This window comes from Streptomyces sp. NPDC002845 (assembly GCF_053591955.1).
Genome location: NZ_JBSFUU010000002.1, coordinates 97,722 through 113,562, shown reverse-complemented (window position 1 = coordinate 113,562; position 15,841 = coordinate 97,722). Strand labels below are relative to the sequence as shown.

Annotated in this window: 8 protein-coding genes; 4 read left to right on the top strand and 4 right to left on the bottom strand. The window is 71.2% G+C overall.

Going from position 1 to position 15,841, the window contains the following annotated elements:
- Nucleotides 1-52: 52 nt before the first annotated feature.
- The 4 genes from ACWD3C_RS01720 to leuA form a co-directional block, all read right to left on the bottom strand.
- Nucleotides 53-6,334, bottom strand: coding sequence for an SDR family NAD(P)-dependent oxidoreductase (locus ACWD3C_RS01720; protein ID WP_451138933.1), 6,282 nt, complete (start codon nt 6,332-6,334; stop codon nt 53-55).
- Between the two features lie 4 nt (nt 6,335-6,338).
- Nucleotides 6,339-8,108: a fatty acyl-AMP ligase gene (locus ACWD3C_RS01715; RefSeq protein ID WP_451138931.1), complete on the bottom strand. Its 1,770-nt coding sequence runs from the start codon at nt 8,106-8,108 to the stop codon at nt 6,339-6,341.
- A gap of 601 nt (nt 8,109-8,709) precedes the next feature.
- Complete coding sequence (locus ACWD3C_RS01710) at nt 8,710-9,414, bottom strand: TerB family tellurite resistance protein (protein ID WP_451138929.1); 705 nt, start codon at nt 9,412-9,414, stop codon at nt 8,710-8,712.
- A gap of 185 nt (nt 9,415-9,599) precedes the next feature.
- Nucleotides 9,600-11,333, bottom strand: a complete 1,734-nt coding sequence (leuA, locus tag ACWD3C_RS01705) for a 2-isopropylmalate synthase (protein WP_451138927.1) — start codon at nt 11,331-11,333, stop codon at nt 9,600-9,602.
- A 440-nt stretch (nt 11,334-11,773) separates the two neighbouring features.
- On the opposite strand from leuA, the gene ACWD3C_RS01700 reads away from it, so the two are divergent.
- The 4 genes from ACWD3C_RS01700 to ACWD3C_RS01685 all read left to right on the top strand — a co-directional run bounded on the left by ACWD3C_RS01700 (nt 11,774) and on the right by ACWD3C_RS01685 (nt 15,801).
- A complete protein-coding gene (locus ACWD3C_RS01700; RefSeq protein WP_451138925.1) occupies nt 11,774-12,847 on the top strand; it encodes a M4 family metallopeptidase in 1,074 nt (357 codons plus the stop codon).
- A gap of 20 nt (nt 12,848-12,867) precedes the next feature.
- Nucleotides 12,868-13,134, top strand: a complete 267-nt coding sequence (locus ACWD3C_RS01695; protein WP_451138923.1) for a protealysin inhibitor emfourin — start codon at nt 12,868-12,870, stop codon at nt 13,132-13,134.
- Between the two features lie 70 nt (nt 13,135-13,204).
- Nucleotides 13,205-14,542: a GH1 family beta-glucosidase gene (locus ACWD3C_RS01690; protein ID WP_451138921.1), complete on the top strand. Its 1,338-nt coding sequence runs from the start codon at nt 13,205-13,207 to the stop codon at nt 14,540-14,542.
- The gene (locus ACWD3C_RS01685) at nt 14,539-15,801 is read left to right on the top strand and encodes an MFS transporter (RefSeq protein WP_451138919.1); all 1,263 of its coding nucleotides are present in this window, start codon (nt 14,539-14,541) and stop codon (nt 15,799-15,801) included. Before ACWD3C_RS01690 ends, ACWD3C_RS01685 begins: the two co-directional genes overlap by 4 nt.
- Nucleotides 15,802-15,841 lie beyond the last annotated feature (40 nt).

Below are 15,841 nucleotides of genomic sequence, written 5' to 3'. Positions count from 1 at the left end.
TGGACCGCCTTAGACCGTTCTGCGAAACGTCCTGTGAGATCTGCGAGACGTCCTACGAGACGCTGATGACGAACTTGCCGATGTTGGCCCGGTTGCGCAGCCCCGTGATCGCCTCCGCGGCCTGGTCGAACGGGAAGACGCCGCCCACGACCGGCCGGAACACCCCCGCGTCGATCAGCTCGACGAGCCGCCCCATCAGCGGCTTGAGGCTCGCCGGATCCCGCGCCAGGGCACCGACGTTGACCGTGCAGAACGAGCGGCTGCTCATGAACAGGTCCCGCCCGTCGACCGCCAGGTCGAGCACGCCCGCCGCCCCGATCTCGATGAAGCGGCCCCCGGGCCGGAGGAGTTCCAGACCCCGGGCCACGGCGTCACCGGAGAGGGAGTCGACGATCAGGTCGAGCCCCTCGTCCGGCGAGAGGTCCCGTACGGCGTCGGCGAAGTCGGACTCCTCGTAGTTGACGGGGTGCTGGACCCCCATCGCGGCCAGGTGCTCCAGCTTGGCCGGCGTGCTCGCGGTGCCGAACACGGTGGCGCCGTGGTGCAGTGCCAACTGCACGCACGCGGTGCCGGTGGCGCCCGCCGCCGCCTGGATGAGGACCCGGTCGCCGGGGTGCACACGCGACTGGCGCTCCAGGCAGGCGATCGCGGTGAGGCCGCTGATCAGCATGGACACCGCGTCCGTGAAGGAGACGTCGCCCGGCAGCGGAACGACCGTGAAGGACTCCGTCGTCACCCGGGCCGCGTAACCCCCTTGCTGCGTCAGGGCGATGACTGGGTCGCCGGGCCTGACGTGCTCGACCGCGTCACCGACCGCGTGCACGACACCGGCGACCTCGTGGCCGGGGACGAACGGCGGGGTGGTGAGGAACGGGTGGAAGCCCGTGGAGGCCAGTACGTCGATGAAGTTGACTCCGACGGCGTGGACGTCGATGACGACCTCCTGGGGCCCCGGCGCGCGGACGGGCACCTCGCGCACGGTCATGGCGAGCCCGGAGGGGGCGGTGGCGATGACGTAGCCGGGGACGGTGCTGTGCCGCCGGGCCTCGTCGAGCTCGATCTCCTGCGCGCTCGACGGCAACGGCAGCGGGGCCTCGGAGGCGGCCGCCGGTTCCTCCGTGACGAGTACGCCGTCCAGGTAGAGCCCGACGGCGTCCACGGTCTGGTGGGTGAACAGGAACGTCGCCGGAAGCTCGATGCCGTAGTGCGCCCCGATCCTGCGGGTCACCGAGACGGCGAGCAGCGAGTCGACGCCCAGGCGGTCGAAGCGGACCGAGGAGTCGATCTCGTCCGGGGAGCGGCGCAGGGCACGGGCCAGTTCCGCCCGGACGAAGTCGGCCGCCGCGCCCGTCTCGGCCCCCGTACGTGCCCGGGGTGCCGGACTCACGGCGCCCTGCCCCCGGTTGAACCCGGCGACCAGCTCTTCCGCGACGTCATCACGCACGTCGAGCACCGCGAGCTGCCGGTGACCGCCGGCCAGGACGTGCAGGAAGGCGCGCGCCCCGTCCTCCGGGGTGATCGGATGCAGGCCCGATTCGAGCATCCGGCGCTGGTACTTGGCGTCCGCGACCATCCCCAGCTCCGCCCAGGGGCCCCAGTTGATCGACCGCACGGGCGTACGGCGACCGCGGCCGGTCCCGGTCAGGGCGTCGAGGGCCGCGTTGCCGGCCGCGTACGCGCCCTGTCCCGGTGTCACGAACAGGCTGGCCAGGGAGGAGAACAGGACGATGAAGTCGAGGTCCTCGGCGGCCACCGTGTCGATGAGGACCCGCGCGCCGCGTTCCTTCGGTGCCGTGATCGCGTGCAGCTGCTCGGCCGACGTCGACTGGATGAGGGCGTCGTCGAGGATGCCCGCGGTGTGGATGACGCCGTGCAGGGCGCCGAAGCGGCGCAGGGTCTCGTTCAGGGCGCGGCGCATGGAGGCCTTGTCGGTCACATCGGCCTGGATGTACAGCAGCCGTCCGCCCTCGGCCTCGACCGCTTCCTCAAGCTCCGAGTCGATCCGCTCGCGGCGTCCGGTGAGCACCACGCGGGCGCCCGCCTCGCGGGCGAGGGTCAGCGCGAGCGTCCGGCCGAGGCCGCCCTGGCCGCCGGTGATCCAGTAGACGCCACCGGGCCTGAGGTCGGCCGGTTCGGAGCTGGGCTCGACCGGTGTCAGGGTCGGCAGCACGCGCTCCCCGCGCTGGTAGCGCACGCCGAACGTGCCCAGCGGCAGGGCGAGTTCGGCCGCGATGTCACGGGCGAGCTCGCGTGTCGGGAGTTCGTCGGCGTCGATCCGGATGGCCCGTCCCGACCAGCCGACGGTCTCCTCTTCGAGGGCACGCAGGAGCGGCGGAAGGGTGACATCGCTGGTGACCAGGGCCAGTTCGCGCCGCGCGGGGGACGTGGTCCGCGCGGCGGCGCGCAGGAGGGCGAGGAACTCCTCCCGCTCCGGTTCGACGCACAGCAGCCGCGCGTCCGGCGTCTCCAGAGCGCCGTCCTCGGACAGCGGTGCGACCGTGCAGGTGGCGCCGGCCGCGGTCAGCTCCGCCACCAGCGGCGCGCATCGCCCGGCGTCCGGGGTGAGGATCACGACCCGGCCCAGGGGCTCGGGCTCGGCGGGCCGGGGCCGCGGCCGCTGCTCCACCGCCAGGAACCGCATCGCGTGCTGGTCGCGCATCCGCTTGAGCGACACGGACTCGAACCGTACGAGGACCCGGCCCTCGGCATCGAGGATCCGCACATCGCAGTCGAAGCTGTCGGCGTCCTCGTCCAGTTCGCCGCGCAGCCGTACATGGGAGTACGTCGGCCCCGTCCACTTCGCGAAGACGTCGGCCCGCCGGTAGCCGAACCCGACGAACGTGCCCCGGGCGCCCGCGTCGAGGGAGAGCCCGGCGATCGACTGCATCGCCCCGTCCACGACGTCCGCGGGCAGCCGGCGGCCGAGGGTCCGCTCCGACGGGGGCGCGAGCCGGGCGAGGAGCTCCCTCTCCCCCAGCCGCATGTCGGTGACCATGCGCATGCTGGCTCCGTACGAGAGCCCGGACGCCGCCAGGTGCTCGTACAGGGCCCGGGGCTCGACCTGCCGGCCGCAGCGGCTCCGTATCGCGGAGAGGTCGTCCGCGGGCGGGGCCGCCGGTGTGGCGGACCAGACCGCGGAGACGTGTTCCTCCCACACGGCGTCGGGGTCGTCGGCCGCGCGGCTCTCGACGGACAGATACGGTTCGTCGCCCGCGCGGCCCCGCCGTGAGACCCGTACGCGCCGTGACTCGCCCTCGGCGACGGCCAGCGCCTTGGTGACGAGGACGTCACCGAGGCCGTACCGGCTCTCCTGCCGGGGGTTGAGTTCGTGCAGCGCCGCGTCGAGCATCCACGCGGCCGGGGCGATGGCGCGCTCCTGGACGCGGTGGTCGCGGATCGCCGGGAGCGACCCGGTGACGAGGATCCCCTCCGAGCGGGGGCCCGGCGGCTCGGCCCAGCGCTCCTGCCGCTGCCAGGGGTACGTCGGCAGGCGTGTGCCGGAGCGGGGACGGCCGCCGTGGAACTTCTGCCAGTCGACGTCGTACCCGGCCTCGAAGAGCGCGGCGACGGACTCGTACGGTGCCCGGTCCTCGCCGCGCCGCATCGCGGGTACGGCGGCTCCGGCGTGGCCGGCGTCCTCCAGGCACTCGGTGACGGAGACGGACAGCAGGGGGTGCGGGCTCAGTTCCAGGAACACCCGGTGGCCGGCCTCTGTGGCGCCGCGCACGGCGTCCGCGAAGAGCACGGGTTCGCGCAGGTTGCGCCACCAGTAGCCGGCGTCGAGCGGGTGGGTGTCGTGGCGTCGTCCGGCGAGGGACGAGTAGAAGGGGACGGTCGCGTGGCGCGGCGACAGTCCGGCGAGTTCCTCGCGCAGGTCGTCCTGGAGGTCCTCCAGCAGGGCGCAGTGCGAGGCCACGTCGACCTTGATCCGGCGGCAGAAGGCGCCCCGGGTGTCCATCGCGGCGACGAACTCGTCGACGGCGTCGGTCTCGCCGGACACGACGGTGGTGTGGGGGCCGTTGTGCGCGGCGAGCGACAGGCGGTCGCCGTAGGGCGCCAGCAGCTCGCGTACCTCCGTCACCGGCAGCGAGACGAGTGCCATGGCGCCCTTGCCCCGGTGGCGCATCATCAGCGCGCTGCGGCGGCAGATGACCCGGGCCGCGTCCTCCAGCCGAAGGGCGCCCGACACGGCGGCCGCGGCGACTTCACCCATGCTGTGGCCGATGACCCCGGCCGGCTGGACGCCCCAGGAGCGGAAGACCGCGGCGAGGCCGACCTGCATGGCGAAGATCGCCGGCTGGACGACGTCGATGCGCTCCAGCAGGGGGGCGCTGTCCTCCTCGGTCAGGACCTCGCGCAGGGACCAGGAGACGTACGGGGCGAAGGCCTGCTCGCAGCGGGTGATGGCGAGGTCGAAGGCGGGTTCCGCATCCAGCAGGGCCCGCCCCATGCCGAGCCACTGGGCGCCCTGTCCGGGAAACACGAAGACGACGCCCTTGTCGTCCGGTGCCGGGGTTTCGGCGGCGAGCGGCGCCCGCAGGCGGGCGAGCAGCTCGTCCTTGTCGGTGAAGGCGATCGCGGCGCGCACGTCACGTCCGCGCGGGCCACGGCGTCCCCGGACGAGGGTCGCCGCCGCGCTGCCCTGCCACAGGTCCCCTTCCCAGGTGGCGAGTCGCTCGGCCTGGGCGCGCAGGGCGTCCTCGGTCGCGGCGGTCAGCGCCAGGATCTGTACGGGGTGCTCCCTTGCCGCCGGGGTCCCGGTCTCGGGGGCGGGGGCGAGGATCGCGTGGGCGTTGGTGCCGCCGAAGCCGAAGGAGCTGAGTCCGGCGACGCCGATCTCGCCGCGCGTCAGCCCGGTCTGCACACGCAGGCCGAGGCCGTCGAAGTCGATGTCGGGGTGGGGTTCCGCGCAGTGCAGGGACGGCGGCAGGGCCTTGCGTTCGAAGCTCAGGGCCAGCTTGATGAGTCCGGCGATGCCCGCCGCCGCTTCCAGGTGGCCGACGTTGGTCTTCACCGAGCCGATGGCACACGGCCGTTCGGGGTCGCGGCCCTTGGCCAGGGCGCTGCCGAGGGCGGCGGTCTCGATCTGGTCGCCGATCGCGGTGCCCGTGCCGTGGGCCTCGACGTAGTCGACCTCCCAGGGCTCGACGCCCGCGTGGTCGAGGGCGAGGCGGACGACCTCCTCCTGTGCGTGCCGGCTCGGCGCCAGCAGCCCGTTGGTGCGTCCGTCGGAGGTGACGGCCGAGCCCCGGATCACCGCCGAGACGCGGTCGCCGTCGCGCAGGGCGTCGCTCAGCGGTTTCAGTACGACGGCGCCGGCGCCCTCGCTGCGGACGTAGCCGTCGGCCCGCGCGGAGAACGTCTTGCAGCGGCCGTCGGGGGCCATGACGCCGGAGTTGTCGAAGGCCTCGGTGATCGACGGCGTCAGGATCACGTTGACGCCGCCGACGAGGGCGGTGTCGCACTCCCCTCGCCGTATCGCCTCGCACGCGAGGTGGACGGCGACCAGGGAGGAGGAGCAGGCCGTGTCGACGGCGAGGCTCGGCCCGCGCAGGTCGAGGAGGTAGGAGAGCCGGTTGGCGGCGACGCTGGAGGCCCCGCCGAGCAGGGAGTAGGCGTCGGCGGAGGGGGAGTCCGCGAGGACGTCGCGGTAGTCGGAGCTGGAGATGCCGACGAAGACTCCGGTGGGCGAGCCGGCCAGGCCGTACGGGTCGATGCCCGCGTCCTCGACGGCCTCCCAGGCGACCTCCAGCAGGAGCCGCTGCTGCGGGTCGATCTTGGCGGCCTCGTGCTCGCTGATCCCGAAGAAGTCGAGGTCGAGGCCGCCGACCTGGTCGAGGAACCCGCCGAGGCCCGCGCGCGGGGTGCCGGTGTTGCCGCGGCCCCACAGCGCGAACCGCTCGTCGGGCACCTTGCCGATGGCGTCGCCGCCCCGTTCGAGCAGGTCCCAGAACGCCTCCGGGTCCCCGGCTCCGGGGAACCTGCACCCCATGCCGACGATCGCGATCGGCTCGCCCTGGACGGCGTCGGCGGCCGCGCGGCGTGGCAGGGCAGCGGGGCTCTTCTCGGGCATGCGGTCCTGGAGGTGGTCCAGGAGTTCGCGCAGGGTGGGGTAGTCGTAGGCGATGGTCGGCGCGATCTTCCGGCCCAGGCGGTCGCCGATCTCACCGGCCAGCGCGACCGCGTCGGCCGACGACAGCCCGTACGCCGCCAGCGGTTCGTGGACCGAGATCTCCTCGGCCGTGTCCAGCCCCGCGAGTTCGGCTACGCGTGCGCACAGCCAGGTTTCCAGTTCGGTTCCCGCCACTGCTTCCCCCTCGGTCTCCGGCGTCATGACCTCAGTACTTTCCGTTCCACGGTGACTGGCCGGTCAGGTATTCCTTCTTCGACTCCCGGCGCTGGAGCTTTCCGCTGGATGTCTTGGGCAGGGCTCCGGCCGGCAGTAGGACGACGTCCCGTACGGCGATCCGGTGCTCCTGCATCACCGCGCGCCGTACCGCGCCCGCCACGTCGGCGGGGTCGGTCTCGTCCTGTCCGCGGCGGAGTTCGGCCGCGACGACGACGGTCTCCTCGCCGCCGGTGTCCACGCCGAAGACGGCCACGCAGCCGGGGCGGACGGCGGGGTGCGCGGACTCGGCGGTGCGCTCGATGTCCTGGGGGTAGTGGTTGCGGCCGTCGATGATGATGACGTCCTTGATGCGGCCGGTGACGAACAGGCCGTCCTCGGTCTCGAAGCCGAGGTCGCCGGTGCGCAGGAAGGGGCCCTCGCCGCTGTCGCTCAGCGTCGCCCCGAAGACCTCTTCGCTGAGGTCGGGTCGCTGCCAGTAGCCGACGGCGACGCTCTCGCCCGCGACCCAGATCTCACCGACCCGACCGGGGCGGCAGGCCACGCGCCGCTCGGGGTCGACGACGGCCACCCGCAGGCCCTGGCTGACGCCGACGCCGACGAGGACGCGGGCGCCGGGGCTGGACTCGGGCACACCGCGGGCGGTCCCGCGTTCGAGGTCGCCGCCGTCGAAGGTGCGGAGGATCCGCGGCTCGCTCGTCGTCGTGCCGCTCACCATGAGGGTGCCTTCGGCGAGTCCGTAGACAGGACGCATGGTCTCCGGCCGGAATCCGGACGACTCGAAGACCGTACAGAACCGGTCGATGGAATCCGCCCGAATCGGCTCGGCGCCATTGCACACGACGGCCCAGGACGACAGATCAAGTGCCGCGCGGTCCTCTTCGGTGGTTTTCCGCGCGCACAGCTCGAACGCGAAATTGGGGGACGCCGAAACCGTGCCCCGGTACTTCGAGATCGCGCGCAGCCACCGTACCGGTTTCTGCAGGAATGCCACGGTCGGCATCGTCACCGAGTGGATCCCCGTCACGGCCGGCAGGATGATCATCGAGATCAGGCCCATGTCGTGATAGGGCGGAAGCCATCCGACATAAACGGACGACTCGTCCAGGCCGAGCGAGCGGCAGATCAGCCCGATGTTGTGAATGAGGTTGCCGTGGGTGACCATCACTCCCTTCGGTCGGCCGGTCGAACCGGACGTGTATTGCAGCAGGGCGACGGAGTCCGGCGTCAATTCCGGGGCGGTCCACGCGGCGGCTCGCGTGTCGGGAATCGTGTCGGTGGTCAGCCAGGCCGTTTCCTGGAGTTCCGGAATGGCGCCCGCCGCCGGTTCGACGTAGGCCCGGATGTCGGAGGTGGTCAGGATGACGGCGGGCTGGGCGTCCTCGGCGATCCCGGCCAGCCGGAGCAGTCCGCGGGCGCGCTGCGCGGGGTGCGGGAGGTAGGTCGGGACGGCGACGACACCGGCGTACAGGCAGCCGAAGAAGGCGATGACGAAGTCCTGGCCGGGGGCGAACAGCAGCAGCGCGCGGGAGCCGGGCTCGACCTGCGCGCGAATGCTCGCGGCGACGGCCCGCGCCTTGGTGTCGACTTGCGCGAAGGTGAGCGGCTGCTCTTCCTCCTCGCCGTCGGGCAGGACGGTGAACAGCCGGTCGCGCGGAATACGATCCGCGTGCGCGCGTAACGCGTCGACGACCGTCTCGAAGGGGATGCCGTCGAGGGTCGCGACCTTTCCGGACGACATCGCGTGCTCGTGCTCAAGCATTCACAGCCTCATTCAATGCCGGGACAACAACAAACCGAGCCGTACGAGGTTCACACACACTGAGGGACATTGAGGGATCGCCGCGAGGACACGGCGTGAGTCACACAGAGAAACCCGGAAAATGGACAGTCCGATGGAATACGGCATGCCTGCCGTCAGAATTTCCGCGCCGCGATCGGCACGCACGCATACGCAATCTGCGCTTCCCCCTCCCCCGTGGCCGGACGGTCCACACAAACAGCTTCCGCGACTCCGCACAAAAGTTGTTGAAGGTGAAATGACCGCCGCTCGAAAAATCCTTGCATGAGTCACGCCGCATGGTCAACGCGTTTCCGTTGGCCGGATAATTCCCCTGGACCGGGAGCACGTGAGTGATTTTCGGCCACCCACGACGCACGCTCGATGACCGACCGCTCAGATCGGAACGACTCCGAGCACGGACGACGAGATCCGCGCCGAACGAACGCCGATGGCTACTGGCGAGTAAAAAAGCTCGCCCCAGGGGTCGGCATCACGCCACTCAGGCGCGTTTTGAGTTTCTGTGAAATGTGGAAGACGCGACGAAACCCCTGCGGCGAGCCCGCGCGCGGTCAGGACGACGTCACGACGGCGTACGCGCCGCCGCCAGCAGCCGTGTCACGTCGTCCGCGCCGATGGTGAGGGCGGCGCCCACGGTCGTGAGGACCTCGCGTTCGGCCGGGGTGTACGGCCCGTCCGCGAGGGCGATGCGGGCGCCCTGGAGGAGGATCGACTCGCGGCCGGCGGGGGCGAGGTGCGGGGCCAGTGGGTCGAGGGCCTCGTGGAGCTCTATGGCGAGGCCGGCACCGCAGGGTTCGCCGAGGATGCGGCCGGTGTCGGCGGCCAACGCCTCGACGAGCGCGCCCAGCTGGTCCTCGGTGCAGTCGTCGAAGCCGGCCGAGCGGACGGCGGTGGCGGCGGTCGCGAGGGACGTACGGGCGCAGGTGCCGCCCGCGGCGAGGACGGCCAGCGCGACGGTCTGGACGGCGTCGCGGAGCATCGCCGAGAAGCGGATGGTGGTCGGGTGGTCGAGGACGTCCGTGCCGAAGTGGCGGCGGCAGGCCGCGCACTCCACGACGGGGCCCGTCTCGCCGCGCGGGACGAGGGGAACGCCCACGACGGTGAAGCGGCGGCGTCCGATCAGGCGCTGGTAGTTGCGGTCGCCCCCGCAGCCTGGGCAGAAGAACTCGCCGTCCCCGGCGCCGGTCCACGCGGTCCGTGTGCCCAGGACGCGCGACAAACGGCCCCTTCGAACACGGTGGCCGTCCCGTCCCCGTCCGTGCAGCACGTCGCACCTCCGTAACGCCGCGGCAACATCGCCGCGCTTGCGTGATGTTAGCCACATGGGCGATGCGGAGTCAGTACCCCGGACGGTCCCTAAGAGTTCCCGATCGGCGGATTGGCCGGTAAGCGACGGGGTCCCGCCTGCCGCGAACGGCGGACGGGACCCCTGAATCCCCGGTCAGGAGGCGGTCAGCGGGCCGCCCGGTTGACGGCGGAGACGACGGCCTTCAGCGAGGCGCGTGTCGTATTCGCGTCGATACCGATGCCCCACAGGACCTTGTCCTCGATGGCGACCTCGATGTAGGAGGCGGCCTGCGCGGAGGCGCCGCCGTCGCCCATCGTGTGCTCCTGGTAGTCCAGCAGGCGGGCGTCGATGCCGATGCCCTGCAGCGCGTGGAAGAACGCCGAGATCGGACCGTTGCCGGTGCCGACCAGCGTGGTCTCCACGCCGTCCACCTCGGCCGCGACGGTGAGCGTGTCCACGCCGCCGGTGTCGGTGGTCGACTGGTTGTCGCGTACCTGGATACGGCCCCACGCGTTGTCCGGGTTGGGCAGGTACTCGTCCTGGAAGGTCGCCCAGATGGCCTTCGGGGTGACCTCGCCGCCCTCGGCGTCCGTCTTGGCCTGGATGAGCCTGGAGAACTCGATCTGCATCCGGCGCGGCAGGTCCAGCTTGTGGTCGTTCTTCAGGACGTACGCGATACCGCCCTTGCCGGACTGCGAGTTGACACGGATGACCGCCTCGTAGGAACGGCCGACGTCCTTGGGGTCGATGGGCAGGTACGGCACCGCCCACTCGATATCGTCGACCGTCCTGCCCTGCTCCTTGGCGGACGCCTCCATCGCGTCGAAGCCCTTCTTGATGGCGTCCTGGTGGGAGCCGGAGAAGGACGTGTAGACCAGGTCGCCCACGTACGGGTGGCGCGGGTGGACCTCCATCTGGTTGCAGTACTCCCACGTACGGCGGATCTCGTCGATATCGGAGAAGTCGATCTGCGGGTCGACGCCCTGCGAGAACAGGTTCATGCCCAGGGTGACCAGGTCGACGTTGCCGGTGCGCTCACCCTGCCCGAACAGGCAGCCCTCGACGCGGTCGGCGCCGGCCATCAGCGCCAGCTCGGCCGCCGCGACCGCTGTACCGCGGTCGTTGTGCGGGTGGATCGACAGGCAGACGTGCTCGCGGCGGGAGAGGTTGCGGCCCATCCACTCGAAGCGGTCGGCGTGGGTGGACGGCGTGGAGCGCTCCACGGTCGCCGGCAGATTGAGGATGATCTCGCGGCCCGGGCCCGGCTGCCAGACGTCCATGACCGCCTCGCAGACCTCCAGCGCGAAGTCCAGCTCGGTGTCGGTGAAGATCTCGGGGCTGTACTGGTAGCCGAATTCCGTCTCCGCGCCCAGCAGCTTCTCCGCGTACTCCATCACCAGCCGCGTGCCGTCGACGGCGATCTGCTTGATCTGGTCCTTGGAGCCACGGAAGACGACCCGGCGGAACACCGGCGCGGTGGCGTTGTACAGGTGCACGGTGGCCCGCTTGGCGCCCTTCAGCGACTCCACGGTCCGCTCGATCAGGTCCTCACGGGCCTGGGTCAGCACGGAGATCGTCACATCGTCCGGAATGGCACCGGGCTCCTCGACGATCGAGCGCACGAAGTCGAAGTCGGTCTGCCCGGAGGCCGGGAAGCCGACCTCGATCTCCTTGTAGCCCATCTTGACCAGCTGGTCGAACATCCGGCGCTTGCGCTCGGGCGACATCGGGTCGATCAGTGCCTGGTTGCCGTCGCGCAGATCGGTGGACAGCCAGCGCGGGGCCTTGGTGATCCGCTGCTCCGGCCACGTACGGTCGGGGATGTCGACCTGCTCGTAGCCGCGGTACTTGTGGACCGGCATGGACGTGGGCTGCTGGCGGTTCTGGCTCTTCGCCATGATGCTTCGGGCTCCTCATTGGTGTCCGGAAGGACGGCCGACGACGCAACGCCAAGCTCCGCGGGGAGGGAGTCGGCCTCGACTACAGGCCCTCGCCGCGGCAGCTAAGGAGAAGCAGCCCGAAACGCATGATGCTCCGCAGCGTAGCCGAGTCCTGTTCCGTGCGGGGGGCTGTATCAGTATGCGGGATTGCGGGGGCACACGGGAAAAAAGGTGCGCAATGCCACAAAAGGCGAGATGGAGCGCCCTGAAGGGGCGCGGGGCTGTGACATTGTGCGGCTCCGCCGCGTGGGCGCGAGCAACCCCATCGCGCCCGCAGCCGCCACTCAACCTGAACCACCCCCCACAGCGGCGACGGTCCACGCAACCCATACGCCCACATTTCACCAATCAAGGTCGCCCCTAGTGACACGCCCCTAACGGAGTGCAATCGTGCGGGCATGACGACCAACGGGGGCCACGAGCCCGTCTTCTGTACCGTCGTACCACCACACGTCCTCGACAAGCTCGCCCAGTCCGAGGACCCCGCGCTCGCCGATCCCGCCCGCCGCACCCTCCAGCGCGACGCCTACGAGCGCACCCACCGCCGTCTGACCACGGTCGTCGGCGCCCCGTCCATCGCCGCGGCCGCCGGGGCGGAGGCCGGCAAGCCGCAGCGGACCGTCTACGACGCCGGACACGGCACCGCCCTGCCCGGCAGCAAGGTGCGCGGCGAGGGCGAGGAGCCCGGCCAGGACGCCACCGTCAACCGCGCCTACGCAGGCCTCGGCGCGACCTTCGACCTGTTCCTCAAGGCGTACGAGCACGACTCGATCGACGGCAACGGGCTGCCGCTCGACGCGACCGTGCACTACGAACGCGACTACAACAACGCCTTCTGGAACGGCGAGCAGATGGTGTTCGGCGACGGGGACGGCGAGATCTTCCTCGACTTCACCATCCCGATCGACGTCATCGGCCACGAACTCGCCCACGGCGTCACGCAGTACACGGCCAACCTCACCTACTTCGGCCAGCCCGGCGCCCTGAACGAGTCGATGTCGGACGTCTTCGGCGCCCTCATCAAGCAGTACACGCTCGGCCAGACCGCCGCCGAGGCCGACTGGCTGATCGGCGCGGGCCTGCTCGCCCCGCGCGTCACCGGTGTGGCCCTGCGTTCGATGAAGGCTCCGGGCACGGCGTACGACGACGACGTCCTCGGCAAGGACCCGCAGCCCGCGACGATGGACGACTTCGTCCGCACCGGCCGCGACAACGGCGGCGTCCACATCAACTCCGGCATCCCCAACCACGCGTTCTACCTGGCCGCGCAGGCACTCGGCGGTCACGCCTGGGAGCGGGCCGGGCAGATCTGGTACGACGTCCTGACCGGCGGCGAGCTGAAGGCCCAGGCCATGTTCACCGACTTCGCCACGCTGACCGCCGCTGCCGCGAAGGCACGGTACGGCGACGGCAGCGAGGAGCTCCAGGCCGTACTGAAGGCGTGGGAGCGGGTCGGGGTGCGCACCCTGTAGTTCCGTACTAGACAGGAACCATGCGTATTCAGGTACGGCGCACCGGTGGATTCGCGGGCATCGAGCGGCACGCCGAGGTGGACACCTCGGGGCGGCCCGACGCCCAGGAGTGGCACGCCCTGGTCGAACGCGCGGTCGCGGACGGCCGGGGCACGCCCCCGATCGGGGTCCCGGACGGCTTCAGCTACCAGATCACGGTGGACGAGAAGACGGTGTACTGCTCGGACCCCCGGCTGACGGACGAGCAGCGGACACTGATCACGAAGGTGCTCAAGGAAGGGGCGTGAGGCGAACGCCACTACGCGCGTAACCGGTTGTTCACGCCTGCCCGTTGACTTCCGTTACCGGTGGTACGGGATGATCCGGCGCATGACGACGAACCCGATACCCCAGTTCCCGGCCGACTTTCTGTGGGGCGTCTCGACCTCCGCACACCAGATCGAAGGGGCCGTGGAGGAACGCGAGCCCTCCGTCTGGGACGCCTTCTCGGCCGAGCCCGGACGGATCAAGGACGGCTCGACGGCGGCGGTGGCCTGCGACCACTACCACCGCTACCGCGAGGACGTGGGCCTCCTGCGCGACCTGGGCGTGGACGCGTACCGCTTCTCGATCGCCTGGCCGCGGGTGAACGCCCCCGGCGGCCTCGACTTCTACGACCGTCTGGTGGACGAGCTGTGCGCGGCGGGCGTACGGCCGGTCCCGACCCTCTTCCACTGGGACCTGCCGGTGTCGGCCGAGGAGGCGGGCGGCTGGCTGAGCCGCGACACGGCGTCCCGTTTCGCCGACTACGTGACGGTGGTGGCCGACCGCCTCGGCGACCGCGTCACCAAGTGGATCACTCTCAACGAGCCCGCCGAACACACCTTGCTGGGCCACGCCCTGGGCACCCACGCCCCCGGCAAGCAGCTCCTGTTCGACGCGCTCCCGGCCGCCCACCACCAGCTGCTGGCGCACGGCCTGGCCGTACGGGCCCTGCGTGCGGCCGGAGCGACGGACATCGGCATCGCCAACTCGCACGGCCCGACCTGGCCGGCGTCCCGGGAGCAGGCGGACCTGGAGGCGGCGGAGTTCTACGACCTCCTGCTGAACCGCCTGTTCGCCGACCCGGTCCTCCTCGGCCAGTACCCGGACGGCATCGGCGAGTTGATGCCGGGCGGGCCCGACGGCATCGAGGTGGACCTCAAGATCATCGGGGAGCCCCTGGACTGGTACGGGATCAACTTCTACGCGCCGACGAAGGTGGGCGCGCCGCGGGGCACGGAGATCGAGTTCGGCGGTGTGACGATGCCCGCCGAACTCCCCTTCTCCGTCCAGGAGATCGAGGGCCTTCCGGTGACGGACTTCGGCTGGCCGGTGGCCCCCGAGGCCCTGACGGAACTGCTCGTCGCCTACCGCGAGCGCTACGGCGACCGCCTCCCGCCCGTCGTCATCACCGAGAACGGCTGCTCGTACGAGGGCATCGACGACCAGCAGCGCATCGCCTACCTGGACGGTCATGTCCGGGCGCTGCACCGGGCGTTGGAGGCAGGCGTCGACATCCGCGGCTACTTCGTGTGGTCGCTGCTCGACAACTTCGAGTGGGCGGAGGGGTACGCGCGCCGCTTCGGCCTGGTCCACGTCGACTACGACACGCAGGAGCGGACGCCGAAGGCCTCGTACAGCTGGATGAAGGACATGCTTCGGGCCCAGAGATGACGGCGGCCGACGCCGTCCGCCCACCGGCCGCGCTCACCGAGCCCGTCGAACCGGTCGGCCGGGGCTGGACGGCGGCGCTCGGCCTCGCCAACGGGGCGATCTGGGTGGGCTGGTACGGCCCGCTCCAGATCCTCCTGGCCTCCCAGGCCGAGGACTTCGCACCCGGCACCGGCATGTCCAAGGAGACGATGCTCGCCTGGGTGACGGGCGCGGGCGCGGTGGTGTCCCTGTTCGCCAACCCGCTCTTCGGCGCCCTGTCCGACCGCACCACGGCCCGCTGGGGCCGCCGTACGCCCTGGATCGTGGCGGGGACGTCGGGCGGCGCCCTGTCGCTGCTGCTTCTGGCGGGCGCGGGCGGGCTGTGGACCATGATTCTGGGCTGGTGCCTGGTCCAGCTGACGCTGAACGCGGCCTACGCGGCGGTCACGGCAGCCGTGCCCGACCGGGTGCCCAGGCTCCAACGGGGTTCCGTGGGCGGCTGGTTGGGCGCCGCGCAGATCCTCGGCGTGGTCGCGGGCACGGGCCTGGCCACGGTCGCGGGAGGCGTCGGGGGCGGCTATGCGGCGTGCGCGGTGTTCACGGTGGTGGGGGTGCTGCCGTACGTCATGCGCCACCGGGACCTGCGGCTGCCGCCGGAAGCCCGCCCGGTGTGGTCCTGGCGGAGGTTCCTGTCCGGCTTCTGGCTGAGCCCGCGCCGCCACCCGGACTTCGGCTGGGCCTGGCTGACCCGCTTCCTGATCAACCTGAGCAACACCCTCGGACTCCTGTACCTCCTCTACTACCTGAGAGACGGCCTGCACCACGCCGACCCCGAGCAGGGCGTACTGATCCTCACGGCGGTGAACGCGGTGACCCTGCTCTCCACGGTCGTGGTCAGCGGGGTGTGGTCGGACCGGGTGGGCCGCCGCAAGCCGTTCGTCATCTGGTCCGGCGTCCTGATGGCGGCCGCCACGGCGATCATCGCGGCCTGGCAGACCTGGCCCGCCACGATCCTCGCCGCCGCCCTCCTCGGCATCGGCTTCGGCGTCTTCACCTCGGTCGACTTCGCCCTGATGACCGACGTCCTGCCCCGGGCCCGCGACCGCGGCAAGGACCTCGGCGTCATCAACGTCGCCAACGCCCTCCCCCAGGTCGCCGCCCCGGCCCTGGCGGCGCCGATCGTGATGTACCTGGGCGGATACCGTGGCCTCTACCTCGTGGCGGCGTTGATCGGGGTGGCGGGGGCGGTGCTGGTGGGGCGGATTCGGGGGGTGGACTGAAGACCGGGACAGCGGCGGCTGTATCGCGGTATGGTTGCCC

Excerpts from the sequence above, each read along its gene's own strand:
- ACWD3C_RS01720 (WP_451138933.1), bottom strand. The coding sequence starts at position 6,334 with ATGACGCCGGAGACCGAGGGGGAAGCAGTGGCGGGAACCGAACTGGAA.
- ACWD3C_RS01715 (WP_451138931.1), bottom strand. The coding sequence starts at position 8,108 with ATGCTTGAGCACGAGCACGCGATGTCGTCCGGAAAGGTCGCGACCCTC.
- leuA (WP_451138927.1), bottom strand. The coding sequence starts at position 11,333 with ATGGCGAAGAGCCAGAACCGCCAGCAGCCCACGTCCATGCCGGTCCAC.
- ACWD3C_RS01700 (WP_451138925.1), top strand. The coding sequence starts at position 11,774 with ATGACGACCAACGGGGGCCACGAGCCCGTCTTCTGTACCGTCGTACCA.
- ACWD3C_RS01695 (WP_451138923.1), top strand. The coding sequence starts at position 12,868 with ATGCGTATTCAGGTACGGCGCACCGGTGGATTCGCGGGCATCGAGCGG.
- ACWD3C_RS01690 (WP_451138921.1), top strand. The coding sequence starts at position 13,205 with ATGATCCGGCGCATGACGACGAACCCGATACCCCAGTTCCCGGCCGAC.
- ACWD3C_RS01685 (WP_451138919.1), top strand. The coding sequence starts at position 14,539 with ATGACGGCGGCCGACGCCGTCCGCCCACCGGCCGCGCTCACCGAGCCC.